The organism is Streptomyces sp. x-80 (genome assembly GCF_046549095.1).
Lineage (GTDB): Bacteria > Actinomycetota > Actinomycetes > Streptomycetales > Streptomycetaceae > Streptomyces > Streptomyces celluloflavus.
Map to the genome: position 1 here is coordinate 20,582 of NZ_JAJPWM010000010.1, position 17,317 is coordinate 37,898.

Genomic DNA, 17,317 nt, shown 5'->3' on the forward strand with positions numbered 1-17,317 from the left:
GGCGCCGTTCCCCGCGCCGCCACCTGAACAAACCCATCCCCCGTCACTGCTTCCCTTCGGCTCGCGCGCCCCGCTCGACGAGGGTCGCGATCTGTGACACGTACGCGCGCCGGTCGCCGTGTTCGAGGTCGAGGATGTCGCCGATGGCCCAGTGGAAGTGGTAGGCGAGGTAAGCGACTTCCTCCTCGATACGGTCGGCCGCGTACGTCACGATTCCCCCAGGCGGCTCCCGGCCAGCTCCACCTCGAAGGACTCCGCACAGTGCGGGCAGGCGACCGCCGCCCGGGTGTGGCCCTCCGCGTTGATCTGCCGGTAGAAGTCCTGAAGGAAGGCCAGGTCGGAGGCGAACATGTTCTCCACCGTCCCGTCGTGCACGTCCGGAAGCGTGCCGAGCCGGGTGATGACCCGGCCCAGCAGGACGACCGAGAGGTAGGCCGGGTTCTCGCGTACCCGTACGTCACGCAGCGGGATCAGTTCGTCCCGTGCCGTGGCCAGCCGCATCGTGCCGTTGCGGTGCACCGTTCCCGACTCGTCCACGAATCCGCGCGGCAGCTCGAATTCGAATTCCGTGCGCAGCACATCCTGTTGGGCCGACGCTCCGGCCGGGCCTTCCCGTCGCATTACTCGATGACCAGTTCTTCGAAGACGATCGTGACCTTCTCGGTGAGCGCGGCGGCGTCGCCCGCCTTGACGCCGCTGGTCTCCACCTTGCTGCACCAGGCGTTGCGCATGTTGTAACGCTTCACCGGGGAGTTCTGGTAGTCCATCATCATGATGGTCGCGTTCTTACGGGCCGAACCCATGTCGCCCGCGACGGACTTGTTGATCCACTCCGTGAATGCCCCGCTCTGCGTCATGCCTCGCGTGACGGTGCACTCGCCGGCCTTCTTCACGCCGGGCATCTTCTTCACGACGGGCTTCCCGTCCGCCGACACCTGCTGGTATTCGATGACGTCCTGCTCCATGGACAGGCCGCTGACCTCCTGGAGGTACTCGACCATCACGCCGTCGATCTGGAGGCCGAAATTGTGTGAGGTGAGCGCATCACCGGGCTGAAGGGACAAGGAATTTCACTCCTGTGCGAATTCTCGAAAAGATCTGTGTGACTGCGATGGAGACTGAGACCGCCACCGTGATGGCGGCTGCGATGGCGACGCGGTCGAGGACCGGGTCTGCGCACGCAGCCGCTTCTCAGGCCGCGAAGGGGGTTTACTCCTCCAGCTCGCCACCGCCGCCGGAGAACTGGGCCAGCCGGAAGACGACGAACTCGGCGGGCTTGACCGGTGCGATACCGATTTCGCAGACGACCCGTCCCAGGTCGACGGACTCGACGGGGTTCGTCTCCGCGTCACACTTCACGTAGAAGGCGTCCTCGGGGCGCTGCCCGAACAGTGCGCCCGAGCGCCACTCGTTCACCAGGAACGCCGAGATGTTGCGGCGGATACGGGCCCACAGCGCCTGGTCGTTCGGCTCGAACACCACCCACTGGGTGCCGACGAGAATCGACTCCTCCAGGTAGTTGAAGTAGCGGCGGACGTTCAGGTAGCGCCACGCGGGGTCGGACGCGAGGGTCCGCGCGCCCCACACCCGGACACCGCGCCCGGGGAAGGCCCGGATGCAGTTCACGCCGACCGGGTTGAGCAGATCCTGTTCGCCCCGGGTGATCTGGAGCTCCAGGTCCACGGCGCCGCGCACGATCTCGTTCGCCGGGGCCTTGTGCACACCGCGCTCGGAGTCGTTGCGCGCCCACACACCGGCCATGTGACCGGACGGGGGAACGACGCGGGACTGGCCCGACGCCGGGTCGAAGACCTTGATCCAGGGGTAGTAGAGCGCGGCGTACCGCGAGTCGTACCCGGCCACTTCCTGGCGCCACTTGCGGATGTCGCGGGCGTTGAGGGACGGCGGCGGGTCGATGATGGCCATCCGGTCGCCCATCAGCTCGCAGTGCGAGATCAGGCCGAGCTGGACCGCCTTGACCTGCTCCAGGTCGATCAGGCCCTGCTGGTAGGCGGCCATCAGGTCCGGTACGGCGACCATGTTGACCTCGTCCAGCGCCTCCAGGCCGCCGAAACCGGTGCGGTCGGCCGAATCGCCGATGAACTGCCCCGAGTTGAGCCGCTCCACGGCGCCGCCCGTCGCCGGGGTGGCCGGCACCGGGACGGCCACGGGCGGGACGAGGGTGACGGACTGCGCGACGGGCTTGGTCAGCTGCGCGGCGGTCGCGGCCTCTTCGACGGTGATGGTCTTGGACCGCTGCTTGACCTGCGTGACGACGTAGTTCCGCGCCGTCTTCTTCGAGCTGACGTCGAAGCTCTCGACGACCTTCTCGCCGTCCTTCACCACCAGCTTGAACCGGTCGGCCGCGCTCTCGCCCTCGACGTCCTGCACCTCGACGGTCAGCGCGCCGTTGTTCGCCGAACCCGTCGCGATGGCCGCGACCTTGAACGTGCCGAGCGCGACCGGCTCGCCCGCCGTCAGCTCCTTGGGCGCGGCCACGGCCTGCGGCTGCCCCGCCTCGTCGGCACCGGCGGACGACCCGCCCACCCGCACGACGTAGGCGGCGGTACCGCCGTTGTTGAAGAACCCGTAGACGGCGTGCGCCAGGTAGTACCCGTCCGTGAACTCGCCGAAGGCGGCCACGTACTGGGACCAGTTCGTCACCAGCGTCGGCTCGTTGACCGGACCGGTGGACGCCAGCCCGACGAAGGCGGCGACGGACGTGCCGATGCCTTCGATCGGGCGCGATCCGCTGGAGACCTCCTCGACGTATACGCCGGGGGACAGGTAGGTGGGCATGGCGTTGCTCTCCTCATGGGCGGTGCTGAAGATCGGCTACTGCGGGTACTGCGGGTCCTACGGGTACTGCGGATGGTGCGGCTATCGGGTGCTCAGCTGTCGGGGCGGGGCACCGGTACTCGTCCGCGTCCGGGTGTGGGTCCGGGTGCGGGTTCGACGTGCTTTCTGGAAATCGGCACCGAGTTCGGCAGCATGGCCTGCGGGCGCAGCAGATCCGTCAGCAGGAACGTCATCAACGCGTCGCCGCTCATCTTCTTCAGCCGAGTGGCACGTTGCTGACCGGCCTGTTCGATCCGGGCGATTTCCATGACGGCGCGCTCGGCCAGACCGGGGATGATGTCGGCGCCGACGAGCACGTTCTGGTGGACGCGGTCCGGATACCTGTGCGCGACGCCGCCCGTCGGAGCCCGGTATTCCTGCATGCGGTCGGTCAGCAGGGCGGGGCGATCGCGCCGGGCGACGTCACCGAGCATGACCCAGCCGCGCTGGAGGAGACCGGATTCCTTGATTTTCAGGGAGATCCGGGCGCGATCACCGCCCCCGGCGAACCGGGAATCCCACAAGGGCGAGCCCGGCGCCTCGATGAAGAAGAAGACGAACGCGTCGTTGGCCAGCGCCGGCTCGTCGTGGGGCGCCGTATGGTGCCGGTCGCCGCGCCCTTCGAGTTCCAGGGACGTCCTGGACCGCATGGCCCGGTCGCTGACCATCGAGGCGGCCCGGTCCGCGGTCGTGTAGTGATGGAGAACGCTGTTTCCGAGCGCCGTGGTGAGTTTCGCCCGGGTGTCCGCCATCCATGAGGGCTCGGCGGTCTTCTGGAAGAGCGAGAAACGTCCTCTTTCTCTTCTGCTCGCGTTCTCCCGCTCCATGGACTGGAGATTCATCCGGGAGAGTTCCTCGAAATAGGCCCGGCCGGACTTCTGGACCGCCGCGGTGCGGTGCTCGAATTCCGGGTCGCGCCACAGCAGACCCTCGCGCGTCATCATCTCGTAGGGGCCGTCGCTGCGGCTGGTGAGATCGGCGAGGTCGATGAACCGGTCACTGACCGCCCGCGTCTCCTGCTCGACGACCTCGCGCAGCGCCTTGAGCGGGTCCGGGCCGGACACCGCGGAGGCGGCGGCGTCCCGGAGTTCCCCGAGGACGGTGAGCCGCGCCTTCACCCGTCGTTCGCCGAGGCCGTCGTAGCGGGCGGCGAGCTCGCTGATGTCCGCCTGGGCCTCGGACGGCGGGTTCTTGTCCCGCAGCCGGTCGGCCAGCGGCACACTGGCCTGGCGGAGCCGCCGCTGTGGTTCTCGTTCCGGGGCCTGCTCCTGGCCCCGGTCCTGGTCACGGCCCGGTATCGCACCGTTCGCCGGACCGTGCTGTCGCATGACGTCGGCCGATCCCCCGCTGTCCGCGGTCCGCTGGAGCATCCAGGCCGCGCCCGGGGCGAGGCGGTCCGCCGGTCCGGCCGCCGTCACCCGGGCGGCTCCGGACACCGTGAACGCGGCGGACGGGGCCGCTGCGGTGGCGACCGCGGATCCGGGGGCGGCGGGACGTGCGGCGGGCGCCGGGGTGCGGGTGGCCGCGTTGGCGCCCGCGCGTTCGCGCCCGGACGCGGGCTGGTGGCCCGGTGTCCGCATGGTGTCCCCCCGTCCCCTGGCTTCCCGGCTTCGGACGCGTGGTCCGGCCCCGGCCGCTCTCGCGGTGTGTATGTTCTTCGCCGCTCTCGCGGTGCGTGCGGCCCTCTGGTCGCGTACTCCGGGCTCGTACGTTTTCGTCCTCGTACGACGCCGTACGTCCCTCGCCGCGCTACGGACTCCGCACCCCGCACCCTGTGCTCAGTGCTCCGTATTTCCGCAACGATCCCGTACGGGCCGGTGCGGATGTAGAGACGAACGGACGTCAGTGGGGGCACAGGGTGCTGCCCGTTCGGTCACCTGGTGCCCCGCCGAGGCCGACGGCCGGAGCCCGGAGCCCCGAGGCCGGACGCCCGGAACGGGGAGCCCCGGCGTCGGCCGGCCCGGGGCGGGAGGCCGGCGGCGGCTCCGAGGTCCACCGCCTCGTCGATGCCCCGGCCCCGGCATCGGCACCGGTATCAGCTCCGGTGCCGGCAGCGACGCCGGTCGCGGTGTTCGTGCCCCTGCCCCGCCTCTGCCCTGCCTCTGTCCGGGACCCTGACCGCGTCCCGGATGTGCTGGGGTCCGTATCCGGTGGACGGTGGCGCGAGGGACCCGGTGTCGGCGTTGACGATGGCCTGTCCGGGGCGCCGGGTACAGAGCCGGGCGGACGTCCCGGCGGGCAGCGCGCGGTGACCGGAAGGGCAGGCCGGGGTGGTGGGGCGCCGTCCCGGGCCGCGGTGAATTCCGCGGGGCGTGTTTACGGTGCCGGAGGGGTGAAAGGGCAACAGCGGCTGCCCTTTCGGGCACCTTCCGGGGAAGTGCCAGGCATCACAGGGGGACCGGGAACGCCGGGGCGAAGCCCCGTGGTTCTGGGAACGTGGGGAACATGACCGGCAGTTACTCGGCTCTCGGCGCCCGACGGGGATGGCCGCACTGCAAGAAAAGGACGCTTCGATGGTGACGTCGAGTACGTCCGGTACATCTGAGTAGGTGCGCAAGGGCAGAATCTCGGGGTGCCATGGGTCAATCGGGCAAAGGGGTGGACAGGCTGTGACCACGGACAGGGGTGCCACCCGGTACGGGTACGAGGACGGGCTGGGGTACGAGGAGGGGTACGCGGACGGGCCCGGATACCAGGGCGGGGACGGGCACGTGGGGGGCCACGGACCCGGATACGGCGCTGAGTACCGGAGCGGTGAGCGTGGTGCGTTCCGGTTCCAGGTCCTGGGATCCGTACGAGTGCTGCGGGACGGTCAGGCGCTGAACGCGGGCTCGCCGCAGCAACGGGTGTTGCTGGCGATGCTGCTGCTGCGCGGCGGCCGGGCGGTGCCGGTGTGGGAGATGGTCGACGCGCTGTGGGAGCAGGCGCCGCCGAAACGGGCGATGGGCACCGTGCGGACCTATGTCTCGCGGCTGCGCACCCTGCTGGAGCCGGAGCGGGGCGCCCGTGCGCCCGCGCGGCTGCTGGTGTCGGAGGGCGACGGCTATGCGCTGCGTACCCCCGTCCAGGCACTGGACGCGGCGGAGTTCGAGGCGCGGCTGGCAGACGCGGCCCGTCTGCGGTCCGGGGGCGACATCCGTGGGGCGTACGAGGAACTGTCCCGCGCCCTCGGGCTGTGGGGCGGCACACCGCTGGCCGGGCTGTCCGGCCCGTACCCGCAGATGCAGCGCGAACGGCTCTCGGAACTACGGGTCACCGCCCAGGAGAACGCCTTCGCCTGCGCGCTGGAGCTGGGCCGGGCGACCGAGGTCGTGGCGTCGCTGCGCGCGTTCGCCACCGAGCAGCCGTTACGTGAACGCACCCAGGGACTCCTGATGCAGGCACTGGACCAGGGCGGCCGCCGGGCGGACGCGCTGGCCGTGTACGAGGCCACCCGGCGCTTCCTGGACGCCGAACTCGGGATCCGGCCGGGACGGGAACTCGGCTCCCTGCACGCCCGGTTGCTGTCGGGCGCGCCCGCCACCCGCCGCACGCAGTCGCAGACACCGGAGGAGCGGCAGACACCAGCACAGACCGGCCGTTCCGCCGGGTCCGCCGGGCCCGCGGTCTCGGTCCCCACACAGCGATCCAGCCGTACGAGGGGGATCGTTGCTCCGGCACGCGCGCGGACAACGATGTCCGCCCCGGCGACCAGGCCGGACCCCCGCGGGGCGCGCGCCAACGGCGCCGTACCCGCACCCGGCATGCCCCGGCAGACCCCACCGCGCGGGGCGGCACCGGACGCGTCCCCGGCATCGGGAACGCCGACGGCCTCCCTGCCGTCATCGACCTCACCGGAGTCACCGGAGTCACCGGCCACGCGGATACCGGGGGCGGCCGCCCCGCCCCGCGCACCCCGCGCCGAGGCCCCCTCCGGCATCCCGGCCCGGCAGCCGACGGCGCCCGCCCAGCGGATCCCCGTGCCCGCACAGCTGCCCTCCGCCATGGCGGACTTCGCCGGGCGGCGGGAGCTCGCGGCCGGGCTGCACGAGCTGCTGGACGGGGCCGCGGCCGGGCGGGCGCCGGTGGTGGCCGTGCTCACCGGGCTCGGCGGGGCCGGGAAGACCGCGCTGGCCGTCCATGTCGCGCAGCAGGCCCGCGCCGGTTTCCCGGACGGCCAGCTGTACGTCGATCTGCACGGCTGCGATCCGGTCCCGGCCGACACCGCCGACGTACTGACCCGGTTCCTGGGCGCGCTGGGCGTCCCCGACAGCGCCCTGCCGGACGGCCTCGACCAGCTGGCGGCGCTCTACCGTTCGCTGCTCGCGGGCCGCCGGATGCTGATACTGCTCGACAGCGCCAAGGACGCCGCGCAGATCCGGCCGCTGCTGCCCGGCACACCGGGCTGCGCGGTACTGGTCACCAGCCGTTCGCGGACGATCGCGCTGTCCGGTGCGCGCTGTGTCGAGGTGGGCGTGCTGGAGGAGGCGGAGGGCGTCGGGCTGCTGGCCGCGGTGCTGGGCCGCGGCCGGGTCGCCGCGGAGCGGTCCGCCGCGCGGGAGCTCGTCGCGGACTGCGGCGGACTGCCGCTCGCGCTGCGCATCGCCGCCGCCCGCCTCGCCGCCCGGCCCGGCCGCACCCTCGCCGATCTCGCGGCGCGGCTGCGCGACGAGCGGCGCCGGCTGGACGAACTGCGGGTCGGTGACCTGGCCGTGCACGCGACGTTCCGGATCGGCTACGAGGCCCTCGACCCCGAGCTGGCCCGGACGTTCCGCATCCTGGCCCTCGCCGATATGCCGTCGTTCTGCCGGGGAGCCGCGGCCGTACTGCTGGGCGGGATCAGCGAGGACGAGGCGGAGGAGCGGGTGGAACGCCTGGTCGACGCGGGGCTGCTGGAGTGCCAGGGCACCGACCGCTACCACTACCACGGCCTGGTCAAACTCTTCGCGCGACGGCTGAGCGAGCGCACCGAAAGCCCGCGCGAGCGGTGCGAGGCGCGGCGCCGCTTCCTCGACTTCGTCCTGGCCACCGTCCTGGAAGCGGTGCGCAACAGCAAACCGCACAGCGTCCTGCCGACCCTGCTGCACCGTCCGGCGATGCCGGGCCGCGAGCTGCTGGACGCGGCGAGCTCGCGCGAATGGCTGGACGACGCGGACACGCGGCTGTACGCGTTCGTGGACCGGGTGCTGCGCTACGGGCCGGGCCCGGCCGACGGCGCGGAGCCGCGCGCGGACGGCGGTCCGGAGGCCGACGGGTGCACCGGTCCGGCCGGCGGACGGCACCGCGGCGCGGGCCGGGAAGTCGAACGCGCGGGTGACGAGTGGGCGGGGGCGGCGGAGCGCGGCACCGAGAATGCCGCCGATGCCGCCGACGCGGACGACTGCCCCGGCGACCTGCTGCGCCAGGCCGTCGATCTGCTCACCGCCTGGTCCCACCTCCTCGGCGGCACCGCACGCCACCGCGGTCTGGAGCCGCTGGCCCGGCTCGCCGTGGAGCGGGCCCGGTCGCGCGGCGACGAGGTGGCCACGGCCCGTGCGCTCCGCCTCCTCGGCGCACCCGCCTACGGCTCCCAGACCTATGAGCGGTCCGCCCGGATGCTGCGCGAGAGCCTGCGGCTGGCCGAGCGGGCGGGCGACCGGCTGGTCGGTGCGGAGGCCGCGCACGAACTGGCCATGGTGCTGCTCTCCATGGGCCGGGCCGGGGAGGCGCTGCCCGTACTGGGGCAGGCGTACGCGCGCTTCGAGGCGCTCGGCGGGCGGGCCGACGCGATCCGGGTCCGCGCCCACCTGGCCCGCGCGTATCTCGTCCTCGGGCAGCGCCGTCAGGGGTACCAGGCCATGGCCGAGGCGCTGGCGAGCGCCCGGCAGCTGGGGTGCCCCGAGACGATGGCGCAGGTGCACTACCAGACCGGCTGCGGGCTGCTGGCGGACGGCCGGGCGGGCGAGGCGGCGGCCCAGCTGCGGGAGGCGCAGCGGCATCACCGGTGCGCCGGCAACCCGCGCTGGGAGGCGCTGGCCTGGGCCCGGCTGGCCCACTGCGAGCTGGCCCGGGGCCGCGACACGGCGGCGCTGGACTGTGCGGCGCAGGCGCTGGCCATCGAACGCGACCTCGGGGACGACGTCTGCCGGGGGCTGGCGCAGGCCGCGCGCGGCCGGGCACTGCTGGCCCTGGGCGACACCGCGGGCGCGCACCGCGAACTGGAGTCGGCGCGCTCGGCGCTGCGGCGGCGGGGCGCGCACCAGGCGGCCGGTATCGCGGAGCTGCTGGCGGAGCCGTTGGAGGAGCCGCTGCCGGACGGGCTGCTGCGCTCCGACGTACCGGCGTAGCAGGCCCGGTCCGGCGGCTTCCGGTGGTTCCGGCAGCTGTATCACGGGGCCGCGCCGTCTGTCGGCCGGTCCGGACGATAGGGCAGCCGATCGTGCCCCCGGGTGTGCCCTAACGGACGCTGCCCCGCGCCTGTACAGACAGTTGACTGTCTGAGTGAGTATGTGGACTTCTCTGGAACCGGCCGCGACGACTGTCGAGCCGGGTTCCGGTACCGGCGTACGGCTGCGAGTGCGCAACACGGGGGACACCGTCGAGGAGTACCGCCTACAGGTGGTGGGTGCCACGGCGGGCTGGGCACGGGTGGAGCCGGATGTGCTGCGGCTGTATCCGGGGGCGGAGGGCACGGCCGAGGTGCGGTTCGCGCCGCCGCGCACCCCGGACGCGGTCGCCGGGCCGACGCCCTTCGGCGTGCGGGTGATGCCCCGCGAGACACCGCAGGCCGCGGACATCGTCGAGGGCCAGCTCACGGTCGGTCCCTTCACCGAACTCCGCACCGAACTGGTGCCGTTGGTCGTCCGCGGCCGGTGGCGCGCCAAGGCGGCGGTCGCCGTCGACAACCTCGGCAACCAGGAGCTGACCACCTCCCTGTCCGGCCGGGAGAACGGGGACGCGTTCACCGTCGAGGCCGAGCCGAGTTCGGTCCAGGTGGCGCCCGGCCGGGCCGGTTTCGCCGAACTGGCCATCAAGCCGGGCCAGGTGAGCTGGTTCGGCACCACCCGCAAGCATCCGTTCACCGTCTCGGTGATGCGGGCGGGCGAACCGCAGCCGACCGAGCTGCGCGGCACCTACCTCCAGCCGTCCGTGCTGCCGCCCTGGGCGCTGGCGCTGCTGTCGCTGCTGCTCGCGGCCCTGGTGGCGTTCTTGGCGCTGTGGTTCCGGGCGTCGCCCGAGGTGTCCACCCAGGCCAAGGAGAAGCCGGAGGCGCAGGTACAGCTGCCGACCAAGCCGGATGCGAAGCCCATGCCCAGCGCCCCGCCGCCGTCGCCGTCGGCCCCGCCGGCCGAGAAGCCCCCGGCGGACAGCGGGCCCAAGGACCCGCCGAAGAAGGACGGCGGCGGTGGCGGGGAGAAGAAGGACAAGGGGCCGAAGCTGGAGACCCTCCGCAGCGACTTCGACCCCGGCGGGTTCCTGGAGGTCAAGGAGGGGCAGCAGAAGGACGGCACCTACGTCGGCCAGAGCCCGGACCTGACCGGTGACAAGTACGGCCGCAACCAGCTGTGGATCATCCACCGTTACGCCGAGGACAACACGGTCGCCCTGGAGCCCGGCAACGCCCCGGGCAAGGTCCTCGACAAGAACGGCGGCAGCAATGTCGTCCAGATCTGGCATGCCGATCCCCAGGCAGTGAAGTCGGGGCAGCTGCCCGCGAACCAGAAGTGGCGGCTGGAGGACGCGGGCGACGGCCGTTTCCGCCTCGTCAACATGGACAACAACGAGTGCCTCAGCGACACACAGAACGACAAGAGCGCGCTGACGGGCGAGTGCGGCAAGTACGGCGGTCAGAAGTGGAAGATCGAGGACGCGAAGTGAGCGCCCGCCCCGGACCCGGGGCGTGACGCAAGGGCCGCCCCCGGGCCTCGGGGGCGGCCCTTGCGCCTTGCCGGGCCCCGCGTCAGCTCTCCCGGGCGGGCAGCTGCGCCGTCAGCGGCGGTGGCGTCCACCGGTCGGTGCGCGGTGCGGTGGAGGTGACGCCGTACTCGCTCTTGAGGTGCTCGGGGATGGCGTACTGCATGACCCGGCCGCGGGTGAGGGAGCTGAGTTCGAGGTTGGTGGTCAGCGCGCCGAGGCGGTCCAGTGCCCAGGCCGCCAGCGGGGAGCGGTCCTCCAGGCTTTCGAGGACGCCCAGCAGCGCGGGCGCGGCCTTGACGAGGGTGTCCCAGGCCGAGCGGGGTACGTCGAGCCAGTCGGCGGCCGTGTCGCCGATGAGGTAGCGGATCAGGGCGGCGACCACCGGGTCGAACACGGTGCCCGGGACGACCTCTTCGTAGAGGTCGATCAGCTGACGGGTCAGCCGCACGCCCTCCTCCGAGGGGCCCATGTGCCGGGTCATGTAGAGGTCGGAGAACTGCCGGGCGCTCTCCAGGTCGGCCGGGGCGTGGGCGGGGTCGACGCCGAGCATCGCCCCGACCACGCGCCAGGCGTAGTAGTAGGAGCGCGCGCCGTCCTCCGACATATGGATACCGAGCCGGTGCAGGGCGTCCAGGACCTGGAGGGAGAACATCAGCTGCCCCCCGATCATGTCCTCCTGGCAGATCGGTACGCCCAGCCCGGCCACGTCCCAGCGGTCCGCGCGGCGCAGGTGGTGGCGGATGGAGGCGTGCAGCAGGCGGACCTTCTGCGCGGCGGGGATGAAGCGGCCGCCGGCCTCGAAGGCGTCGGGGCGCATCAGGTAGACGGTGAACTGGCCGGTCTCGGCCATGCGCCGGGAGGGGTAGTCGAGGGAGTGGGTGGCGCTGAGGAGCTTGGCGACGTGCGGGACGACGTAGCAGGCGGGCATCGCGGCGAAGGACAGCGCGGTGGAGATGTGCACGTTGTTGTCGATGAAGAACAGCCGGGCCTTCTCCATCTCGTCCCAGTCCACCCACGCCGGGGGCGCGCCGGTCGCGTCGAGGTACTCGCGGGCCACCTCGGGCAGCCCGTCGGGAAGATCCTGGCCGGTCCGGGAGAACCAGCGCATGAGCGTGTTGAACGTGCCCACCTCCCCGCGCTCGAACAGGGCGGCCACAGTCGCGTCCGCGAGTTCGTCGCCCACCTCGCGCAGCGCGTCCATGGACTGATGGGTGTACGGCACGGGCGTCTCTCCTCGGGTGGTCATGAGGTACGGGTGACGGCGGAATCCACCAGGTGCGTCAGCGCCCGTTCCGCGGGGGCGGGCAGACCGCCCCGGGCGACCGCCGCGATGGCGGCCCCGGCCCGTTCGGCGATGAGTTCCTCGACGCGTCCGACCGCTCCGGTGCGCCGCATGATGGCGCGTACCTGCTGAAGCCCGTCCTGGTCGAGGGCGCGGCGGCCGAGCAGGGCGCGCAGCTGCCGGCGTTCGGCCGCGGTCGCGGCGGGCCAGGTCTCCGCCAGGAGGGCGGTGGGCTTGTGGCCGACGAGGTCGTCGAGGTTCGACTTGCCGGTGGCCGCCGGGTCGCCGAAGACCCCGAGCAGGTCGTCCCGGAGCTGGAACGCCTCCCCCAGCGGCAGCCCGTAGTCGCTGAAGACCGCCAGCAGCGCCGGGCCCGCGCCGGCCAGGCGGCCGCCGATGTGCAGCGGGTGCTCCACGGTGTACTTGGCCGTCTTGTAGCGGATGACCTGGAGGGAACTCTCGGTACGCGGCCGGGACCCGGTGCGCAGGATCTCCAGGGCCTCACCCGCCACGAGTTCCCGGGCCAGGGTGGCCCACATCGGGCGGGCTCGGGCCAGATAGGCGGCGGGCAGACCGCACGAGAGGAAGAGCTGCCCGGCCCAGGACATCAGCAGATCCCCGGCGAGCATGGCCAGTGCCCGGCCACCGGCCTGGCGCCCCGTCCGCCCCGTGAGTGCCGCCTGCAACGCGGCGTGCGCGGTGGGGGCGCCGCGCCGTACGGGGCTGTTGTCGATGATGTCGTCGTGGACCACGGCGGCGGCGTGGACCAGCTCCATGGCCGCGGCCGCCCGGACCAGCTCGGTGCTGTCCGGCTGCCCCGCCGCCCGCCAGCCCCAGTAACAGAAGGCGGCCCGCAGGCGTTTGCCCTCCGCGGTGGCCTTGCGCAACTCCTCGGCCAGCGGCGTCAACTGCTCGTCCAAGGCGATCAGTTGGGTGATCTCGCGGTCCACGAACGCCGTCAGTTCGCCGTCGACCCGGGCTCGGAGGGCGGTGTGCTCGGGCGGGGCCTCAGTCATCGCACGTACCGCGCCGGGCCGCGGCCCGCCGGGCCAGCAGCTCCATATGGGGTTCGGGCACGGACGCGTACCGCTGAAGGGCGAGCCGGCCGCGCGCCCTCAGGTCCGCCTCCCCGTCCTGGGCCAGCTCGGCCAGATCCGACCGCCCCAGCAGCCCCCGCAGCCCGCGCAGCGCCGATGCCGCGCCGCTGAGCGCGAGATCGGCCAGCCCGGCGGCCAGATACGCCGCCTCGGTCCCCCGGGCACCGCCCGGAGCGGTGTCACCGCTCTCCGCCGACATCCGTCGTCCCCCTCCTCGTCCGGACGACGGCTCGTATACGGCTCCACGGCCCCGTGGCTGCACGACCCTGTGGCTCCACGGCCCGGTGGCGCTACGGCTGTACGGCCGGCGTCGACGACCGTGCGGACAGCCCGGTCCCTACGAACACTGCCGTGCACTGCCCGGCGCGGGCGCGGCGAATACCACATCGAGTGATTAATCCCGGAGACCAACTCGTGCGGCCGGTGCGGGTGGTAGGCAGTCCTTTCGGGGCCGGGGAGTCGCTTCGGGCCGGACAGGCGGCGGGGCGTCCGGCCCGCCCCGGGCGCCTCACTCCCAGCTCGGTGAACCCCCCGGCACCAGCCGCCCCATCTTCCGGTACTCGCGCCGCGCCCCGGCCTGGACATCCGCCGCCGACACCGCCTCGCCGCGGCCCGCCGCCAGATAGCCGGCGGTCACCGCGGCGGACCGGATGGCCCCGCCGGACAGTTCGAACTCCTTCGCGCAGAGTTCGAGCTCGACGGTGAGATCCGGGGCGCAGGGCACGGACCGCAGGCAGCGGAGCCAGAGCGTGAGCCGCTGTTCGGGGTCCGGGAACGGGAAGTCGACCACCAGGTCGAGACGCCGGGTGAACGCCTCGTCGATATTGGCCCGCAGGTTGGTGGTGAGCACGGCGATCCCGCCGAAGGACTCCAGCCGCTGGAGCAGATAGGCGCTTTCGAGGTTGGCATACCGGTCGTGCGAGCTCTTGACGTCCGACCGTTTGCCGAAGACGGCGTCGGCCTCGTCGAAGAGCAGCACCGCGTCCGTGTGGTCGGCCTCGACGAAGATCCGCTCCAGGTTCTTCTCCGTCTCGCCGACGTACTTGTCGACGACCGACGACAGGTCCACCACATAGAGGTCCAGGCCGAGCGCACCGGCCACGACCTCGGCGGCGTGCGTCTTGCCGGTGCCGGACTCCCCGGCGAACAGGGACGTCACCCCCCGGCCGCGGCCGCCGCCGGTCCGCAGCCCCCACGTACCCAGCACCTGCTCCCGGTGCCGGGCCCGGTGCGCCAGCTCGTGCAGCAGCTCCAGGGGTTCGGGCGGCAGGACCAGGTCGGCGAAGGAGACGGCCGGACGTACCCGGCGCGCGTGCCGTCCCAGCAGCGGTGCGGACTGCTGCCGCGCACTGTGCTGGATGTGCGCGACGGTCAGCGGCGTCCCGTCGAACGCGGCGAGCGCGCCCGCCGTCCGGGCCGCGCCCCGGATCCCGGCCGGGCCCAGCCGGTACGGTGCGACGGCCTCGGCCAGCTCGGCCGGACCCAGGTCGCCGTCCCGCGGGGCGAGTGCGGCGCGCCAGAGCGCCGGTGTGGCACCGCCCGCCGGGGCGTCCAGCGCGAGCAGCCCCGCGTCGGGCAGCCACTGCGGGTCGCAGGGCTCGCCGCCGTGGAACACCACGGGCACCCCGGCCGACGCCAGCGCCCGCACGAGCCCCGCGGGGCGCTCCGGCAGCGGGCCCACGACGAGCGCGGCGCCCCGCAGCCGGGCCTCGCGCAGCAGCGCCGCCGCGGCCGTGGGGGAGACCCCGGCGGATGCCGGGGTGGCCGGTGCCGCCGTGGCGTCCACCGGGTCCGGCTCGTGCCGCGGCGCGCCGTCCGGCCGGTAGCGCAGTACGGGCAGTCCGGCGCCGCACAGTGCACCGGCCGCCAGCTCGGCGGCCCCGTCGCTCCGCCGCTCCCGCAGATACACCGGGGCCGACCGCGCCACGACGAACGCACCGAGCCGCGCGGCGAACCCGTCATCGCCGCTGCCGCCGCTGTCACTGCCGCCGTCGCCGCCGAGTCCCGCTTCCGCGGGGCCGTCGCCGTCGGTGCCACCGGCCGCCCCGTCGCCCGGCCGCGCCGGCAGCAACGTCACCTCGTGGCCCGTCAGTTCGGGGTCCAGCGCATCGTCCCCGAGGAGGTGGGCGACCACCCGCTCGGGCACCCGCAGTGCGCGCCCCGGCAGCGGCCGGTCCGCGTCCTCGACGGCGATCAGCGCGCCGGACGTCAGGGGCGCGGACGGGTGGAAGCGGGCGCGGGCCGCCGGGTCGTACGGACCGGTGCCCGCCAGGTCCAGGGCGAGCGCGACCGTGGCGCGCCGCCGCCCGACGTCGTCGTTGAGATAGCCGTACAGCGGCTCGAAGCCCCGGTCCACGTCGGGCGCCAGGGCGCACAGCAGGATGTGCGCGTCGAGTTCCGTCAGCCCGAACTCCCGGGCCAGCAGGTCGAACCGCTGCGCCACCGGCCCGAGTCGACCGGCCTCCGGCAGGGGTCCGGCGCCCTGGCCGTCCCCCTCGTCCGCCGCCGCCCCCGGCTGCGCCGCCGCCCCCGGGTGCCCGTCCGCGTCCGTCCGCGTGGCCGCAAGTTCCCTGGCGCGTTCCGGGGTCACATACAGCCCGCGCAGCGGATCCGTGGCCGTCGGGTCGTCGGCGCTGCGCAGTTCGACCAGTGCGGCCACCCGGCTGCGCAGCCCGGCGAGCCGGACCAGCAGATCCCGCGCCGCGCCGCCCGCCGGCGCCGTCGTCCCGCTCATCCGTCAGCCTTGTTCCCGGCACCGGACACGGCTCCGGGCGTGCCCCCGGGTGTGCCCCCGGGTGTGGTCCGCAGCATGCGGGGCTGGGAGTCGTCCGGTTCGCCGTGCAGCCCGCGGACGACCGCGACCGCGCCCTCGGTGACCGGCGGGGCGACGGGGTACGTGGGCGACACCGGGAAGGGCACCATGATCACCAGGTCCAGGGACGGTTTGAGCTCCCCGCCCAGCGCCGACCAGACGTCCGCGATGGAACGGGACTCGGCCGGCGGCACCGCGATGGAGACCGGGAGCGGAGCCCGCAGTGCGGTGAGCGCGTCGGTGAGCGCGGCGGCCGGCAGGATCTCGTGCGGCAGCAGACACGCCAACGCGCCCGCCAGCAGCCGGTGTTCGTCCAGTGGCCGGGTCGTCCAGGCCGTGACCAGGTAGGACAGCCGGAACCACCGCGGCGGCTGCCGCCGGCGGACCACCACGCCGTCCGCGTCCCGTTCGGCGAAGGCCCCGCGCTCGCGCCGGGCCACCTCCTCGCGGATGTCGTACAGATAGGTGTTGAGCGTGGGGGCGTTGCGCCGCGCCGCCCAATCGCGGGTCGGGGCCTCGAACGCGACCTCGCCCAGTCCGTCCGGCAGCGCCCCGCCGCGCAGTATGCGCCGGATGGCCTCGTCGACCTCGTGGATCACGCCGGTCCTCCCGGCTGTCCCGCGCCGGCGCTGCCGGTTCCCGTACAGGTACGCATCAGATGTAGCCCTCTCGCAGCGCGTACGCGACGGCGTGCGCGCGGTTGTTCAGTTGCAGCCGTGTCATCAGGGCGTGCAGGACGTTCTTGACGGTGCGCTCGGAGTAGGAGAGCTTCTCGGAGATCTGCCGGGTGTCCATGCCCTCGGCCACCAGCCGCAGCACATCGACCTCGCGCGGCGCCATCCCGAGCGTCGGCACCGCCGCGCCCGCCGTGGTCTCCACCACCGAGCGCCGCAGCCTGCCGACCTGGGTGAGCAGCCGCCCGATCAGGTCCGGAGGCAGTTCGCCCTCGTCGCGGGCCGCGCAGCGCACCGCGCGGAGCAGCCGCTGCGGGGTGGCCTGATGGCGCCAGAGGATGGCCCGGATGCCGCACTCCACGACCGTCATCAGCTCCGGTTCGCGCAGCTCACGGGCGACCAGCACCACGCGCTGCTCGCCGCCGCGCACCAGCCGGCGCAGCTCGGCCGTGGCGATGTCGTCGAGCCGGTCGACGATCATGACGGCGACCGTTCCGGGGGTCGCGGCGGTCCTGTCCGGATGCGGGTCCACGGCGTCGCCCCGGTCCTTGCCGGGGCCGGTGCCCGTGCCATGGCCGGTGGTGACCGGGCCCTGGAGGAGTTCGAGGGAAGGCTGATGCTGGAGGTGGCTTATCACTCCGGCCCGGCTCAGCGGATCGGAGGCGTGGACGGTCACCGTGACACGTTCTTCGAGCACTGGCGTTCCCTGTCTTCCCTCTCGTACCGACGGAGACAGGGT

13 protein-coding genes are annotated in these 17,317 nt (G+C 73.2%); 2 read left to right on the forward strand and 11 right to left on the reverse strand.

All coding sequences use genetic code 11. The annotated features are described in order from the left end of the window. Positions 1 to 43: 43 nt before the first annotated feature. The 5 genes from ACLJWH_RS21190 to ACLJWH_RS21210 all read right to left on the reverse strand — a co-directional run bounded on the left by ACLJWH_RS21190 (position 44) and on the right by ACLJWH_RS21210 (position 4,418). Positions 44 to 211 (reverse strand): DUF6760 family protein, encoded by a 168-nt coding sequence (locus ACLJWH_RS21190; RefSeq protein WP_411143306.1) that lies wholly within the window; start codon positions 209 to 211, stop codon positions 44 to 46. Next, a complete protein-coding gene (locus tag ACLJWH_RS21195; protein ID WP_411143307.1) occupies positions 208 to 621 on the reverse strand; it encodes a hypothetical protein in 414 nt (137 codons plus the stop codon). The genes ACLJWH_RS21190 and ACLJWH_RS21195 overlap by 4 nt, the downstream gene beginning before the upstream one ends. Beyond that, the gene (locus ACLJWH_RS21200) at positions 621 to 1,064 is read right to left on the reverse strand and encodes a phage tail protein (protein WP_052860100.1); all 444 of its coding nucleotides are present in this window, start codon (positions 1,062 to 1,064) and stop codon (positions 621 to 623) included. The genes ACLJWH_RS21195 and ACLJWH_RS21200 overlap by 1 nt, the downstream gene beginning before the upstream one ends. Positions 1,065 to 1,209: 145 nt before the next feature. Next, positions 1,210 to 2,799 carry a phage tail sheath family protein gene (locus tag ACLJWH_RS21205; protein WP_411143308.1) on the reverse strand — a complete coding sequence of 530 codons (1,590 nt, stop codon included), beginning with the start codon at positions 2,797 to 2,799 and terminating at the stop codon, positions 1,210 to 1,212. 92 nt (positions 2,800 to 2,891) lie between these two features. Further along, positions 2,892 to 4,418, reverse strand: coding sequence for a hypothetical protein (locus ACLJWH_RS21210; protein ID WP_411143309.1), 1,527 nt, complete (start codon positions 4,416 to 4,418; stop codon positions 2,892 to 2,894). Positions 4,419 to 5,447: 1,029 nt separating this feature from the next. Between ACLJWH_RS21210 and ACLJWH_RS21215 the strand changes: the two genes are divergently transcribed. Both ACLJWH_RS21215 and ACLJWH_RS21220 read left to right on the forward strand, forming a co-directional pair. Continuing rightward, positions 5,448 to 9,143 (forward strand): AfsR/SARP family transcriptional regulator, encoded by a 3,696-nt coding sequence (locus tag ACLJWH_RS21215; RefSeq protein ID WP_411143310.1) that lies wholly within the window; start codon positions 5,448 to 5,450, stop codon positions 9,141 to 9,143. Between the two features lie 154 nt (positions 9,144 to 9,297). After that, positions 9,298 to 10,674 (forward strand): hypothetical protein, encoded by a 1,377-nt coding sequence (locus ACLJWH_RS21220; RefSeq protein WP_411143311.1) that lies wholly within the window; start codon positions 9,298 to 9,300, stop codon positions 10,672 to 10,674. A gap of 82 nt (positions 10,675 to 10,756) precedes the next feature. On the opposite strand, the gene ACLJWH_RS21225 is transcribed toward ACLJWH_RS21220, so the two are convergent. The 6 genes from ACLJWH_RS21225 to ACLJWH_RS21250 form a co-directional block, all read right to left on the reverse strand. Next, positions 10,757 to 11,935, reverse strand: coding sequence for an oxygenase MpaB family protein (locus tag ACLJWH_RS21225; protein ID WP_411143312.1), 1,179 nt, complete (start codon positions 11,933 to 11,935; stop codon positions 10,757 to 10,759). Between the two features lie 20 nt (positions 11,936 to 11,955). Further along, positions 11,956 to 13,011, reverse strand: a complete 1,056-nt coding sequence (locus ACLJWH_RS21230; protein WP_411143313.1) for a polyprenyl synthetase family protein — start codon at positions 13,009 to 13,011, stop codon at positions 11,956 to 11,958. Next, a complete protein-coding gene (locus ACLJWH_RS21235; RefSeq protein ID WP_411143314.1) occupies positions 13,004 to 13,291 on the reverse strand; it encodes a polyprenyl synthetase in 288 nt (95 codons plus the stop codon). Before ACLJWH_RS21235 ends, ACLJWH_RS21230 begins: the two co-directional genes overlap by 8 nt. Positions 13,292 to 13,600: 309 nt before the next feature. Then, positions 13,601 to 15,826 carry an ATP-binding protein gene (locus ACLJWH_RS21240; RefSeq protein WP_411143315.1) on the reverse strand — a complete coding sequence of 742 codons (2,226 nt, stop codon included), beginning with the start codon at positions 15,824 to 15,826 and terminating at the stop codon, positions 13,601 to 13,603. Then, positions 15,823 to 16,503: a DUF4255 domain-containing protein gene (locus ACLJWH_RS21245; protein ID WP_411143316.1), complete on the reverse strand. Its 681-nt coding sequence runs from the start codon at positions 16,501 to 16,503 to the stop codon at positions 15,823 to 15,825. The genes ACLJWH_RS21240 and ACLJWH_RS21245 overlap by 4 nt, the downstream gene beginning before the upstream one ends. Before the next feature lie 55 nt (positions 16,504 to 16,558). After that, complete coding sequence (locus tag ACLJWH_RS21250; RefSeq protein WP_411143317.1) at positions 16,559 to 17,275, reverse strand: helix-turn-helix transcriptional regulator; 717 nt, start codon at positions 17,273 to 17,275, stop codon at positions 16,559 to 16,561. Positions 17,276 to 17,317 lie beyond the last annotated feature (42 nt).

Excerpts from the sequence above, each read along its gene's own strand:
- ACLJWH_RS21195 (WP_411143307.1), bottom strand. The coding sequence starts at position 621 with ATGCGACGGGAAGGCCCGGCCGGAGCGTCGGCCCAACAGGATGTGCTG.
- ACLJWH_RS21205 (WP_411143308.1), bottom strand. The coding sequence starts at position 2,799 with ATGCCCACCTACCTGTCCCCCGGCGTATACGTCGAGGAGGTCTCCAGC.
- ACLJWH_RS21210 (WP_411143309.1), bottom strand. The coding sequence starts at position 4,418 with ATGCGGACACCGGGCCACCAGCCCGCGTCCGGGCGCGAACGCGCGGGC.
- ACLJWH_RS21230 (WP_411143313.1), bottom strand. The coding sequence starts at position 13,011 with ATGACTGAGGCCCCGCCCGAGCACACCGCCCTCCGAGCCCGGGTCGAC.
- ACLJWH_RS21235 (WP_411143314.1), bottom strand. The coding sequence starts at position 13,291 with ATGTCGGCGGAGAGCGGTGACACCGCTCCGGGCGGTGCCCGGGGGACC.
- ACLJWH_RS21240 (WP_411143315.1), bottom strand. The coding sequence starts at position 15,826 with ATGAGCGGGACGACGGCGCCGGCGGGCGGCGCGGCGCGGGATCTGCTG.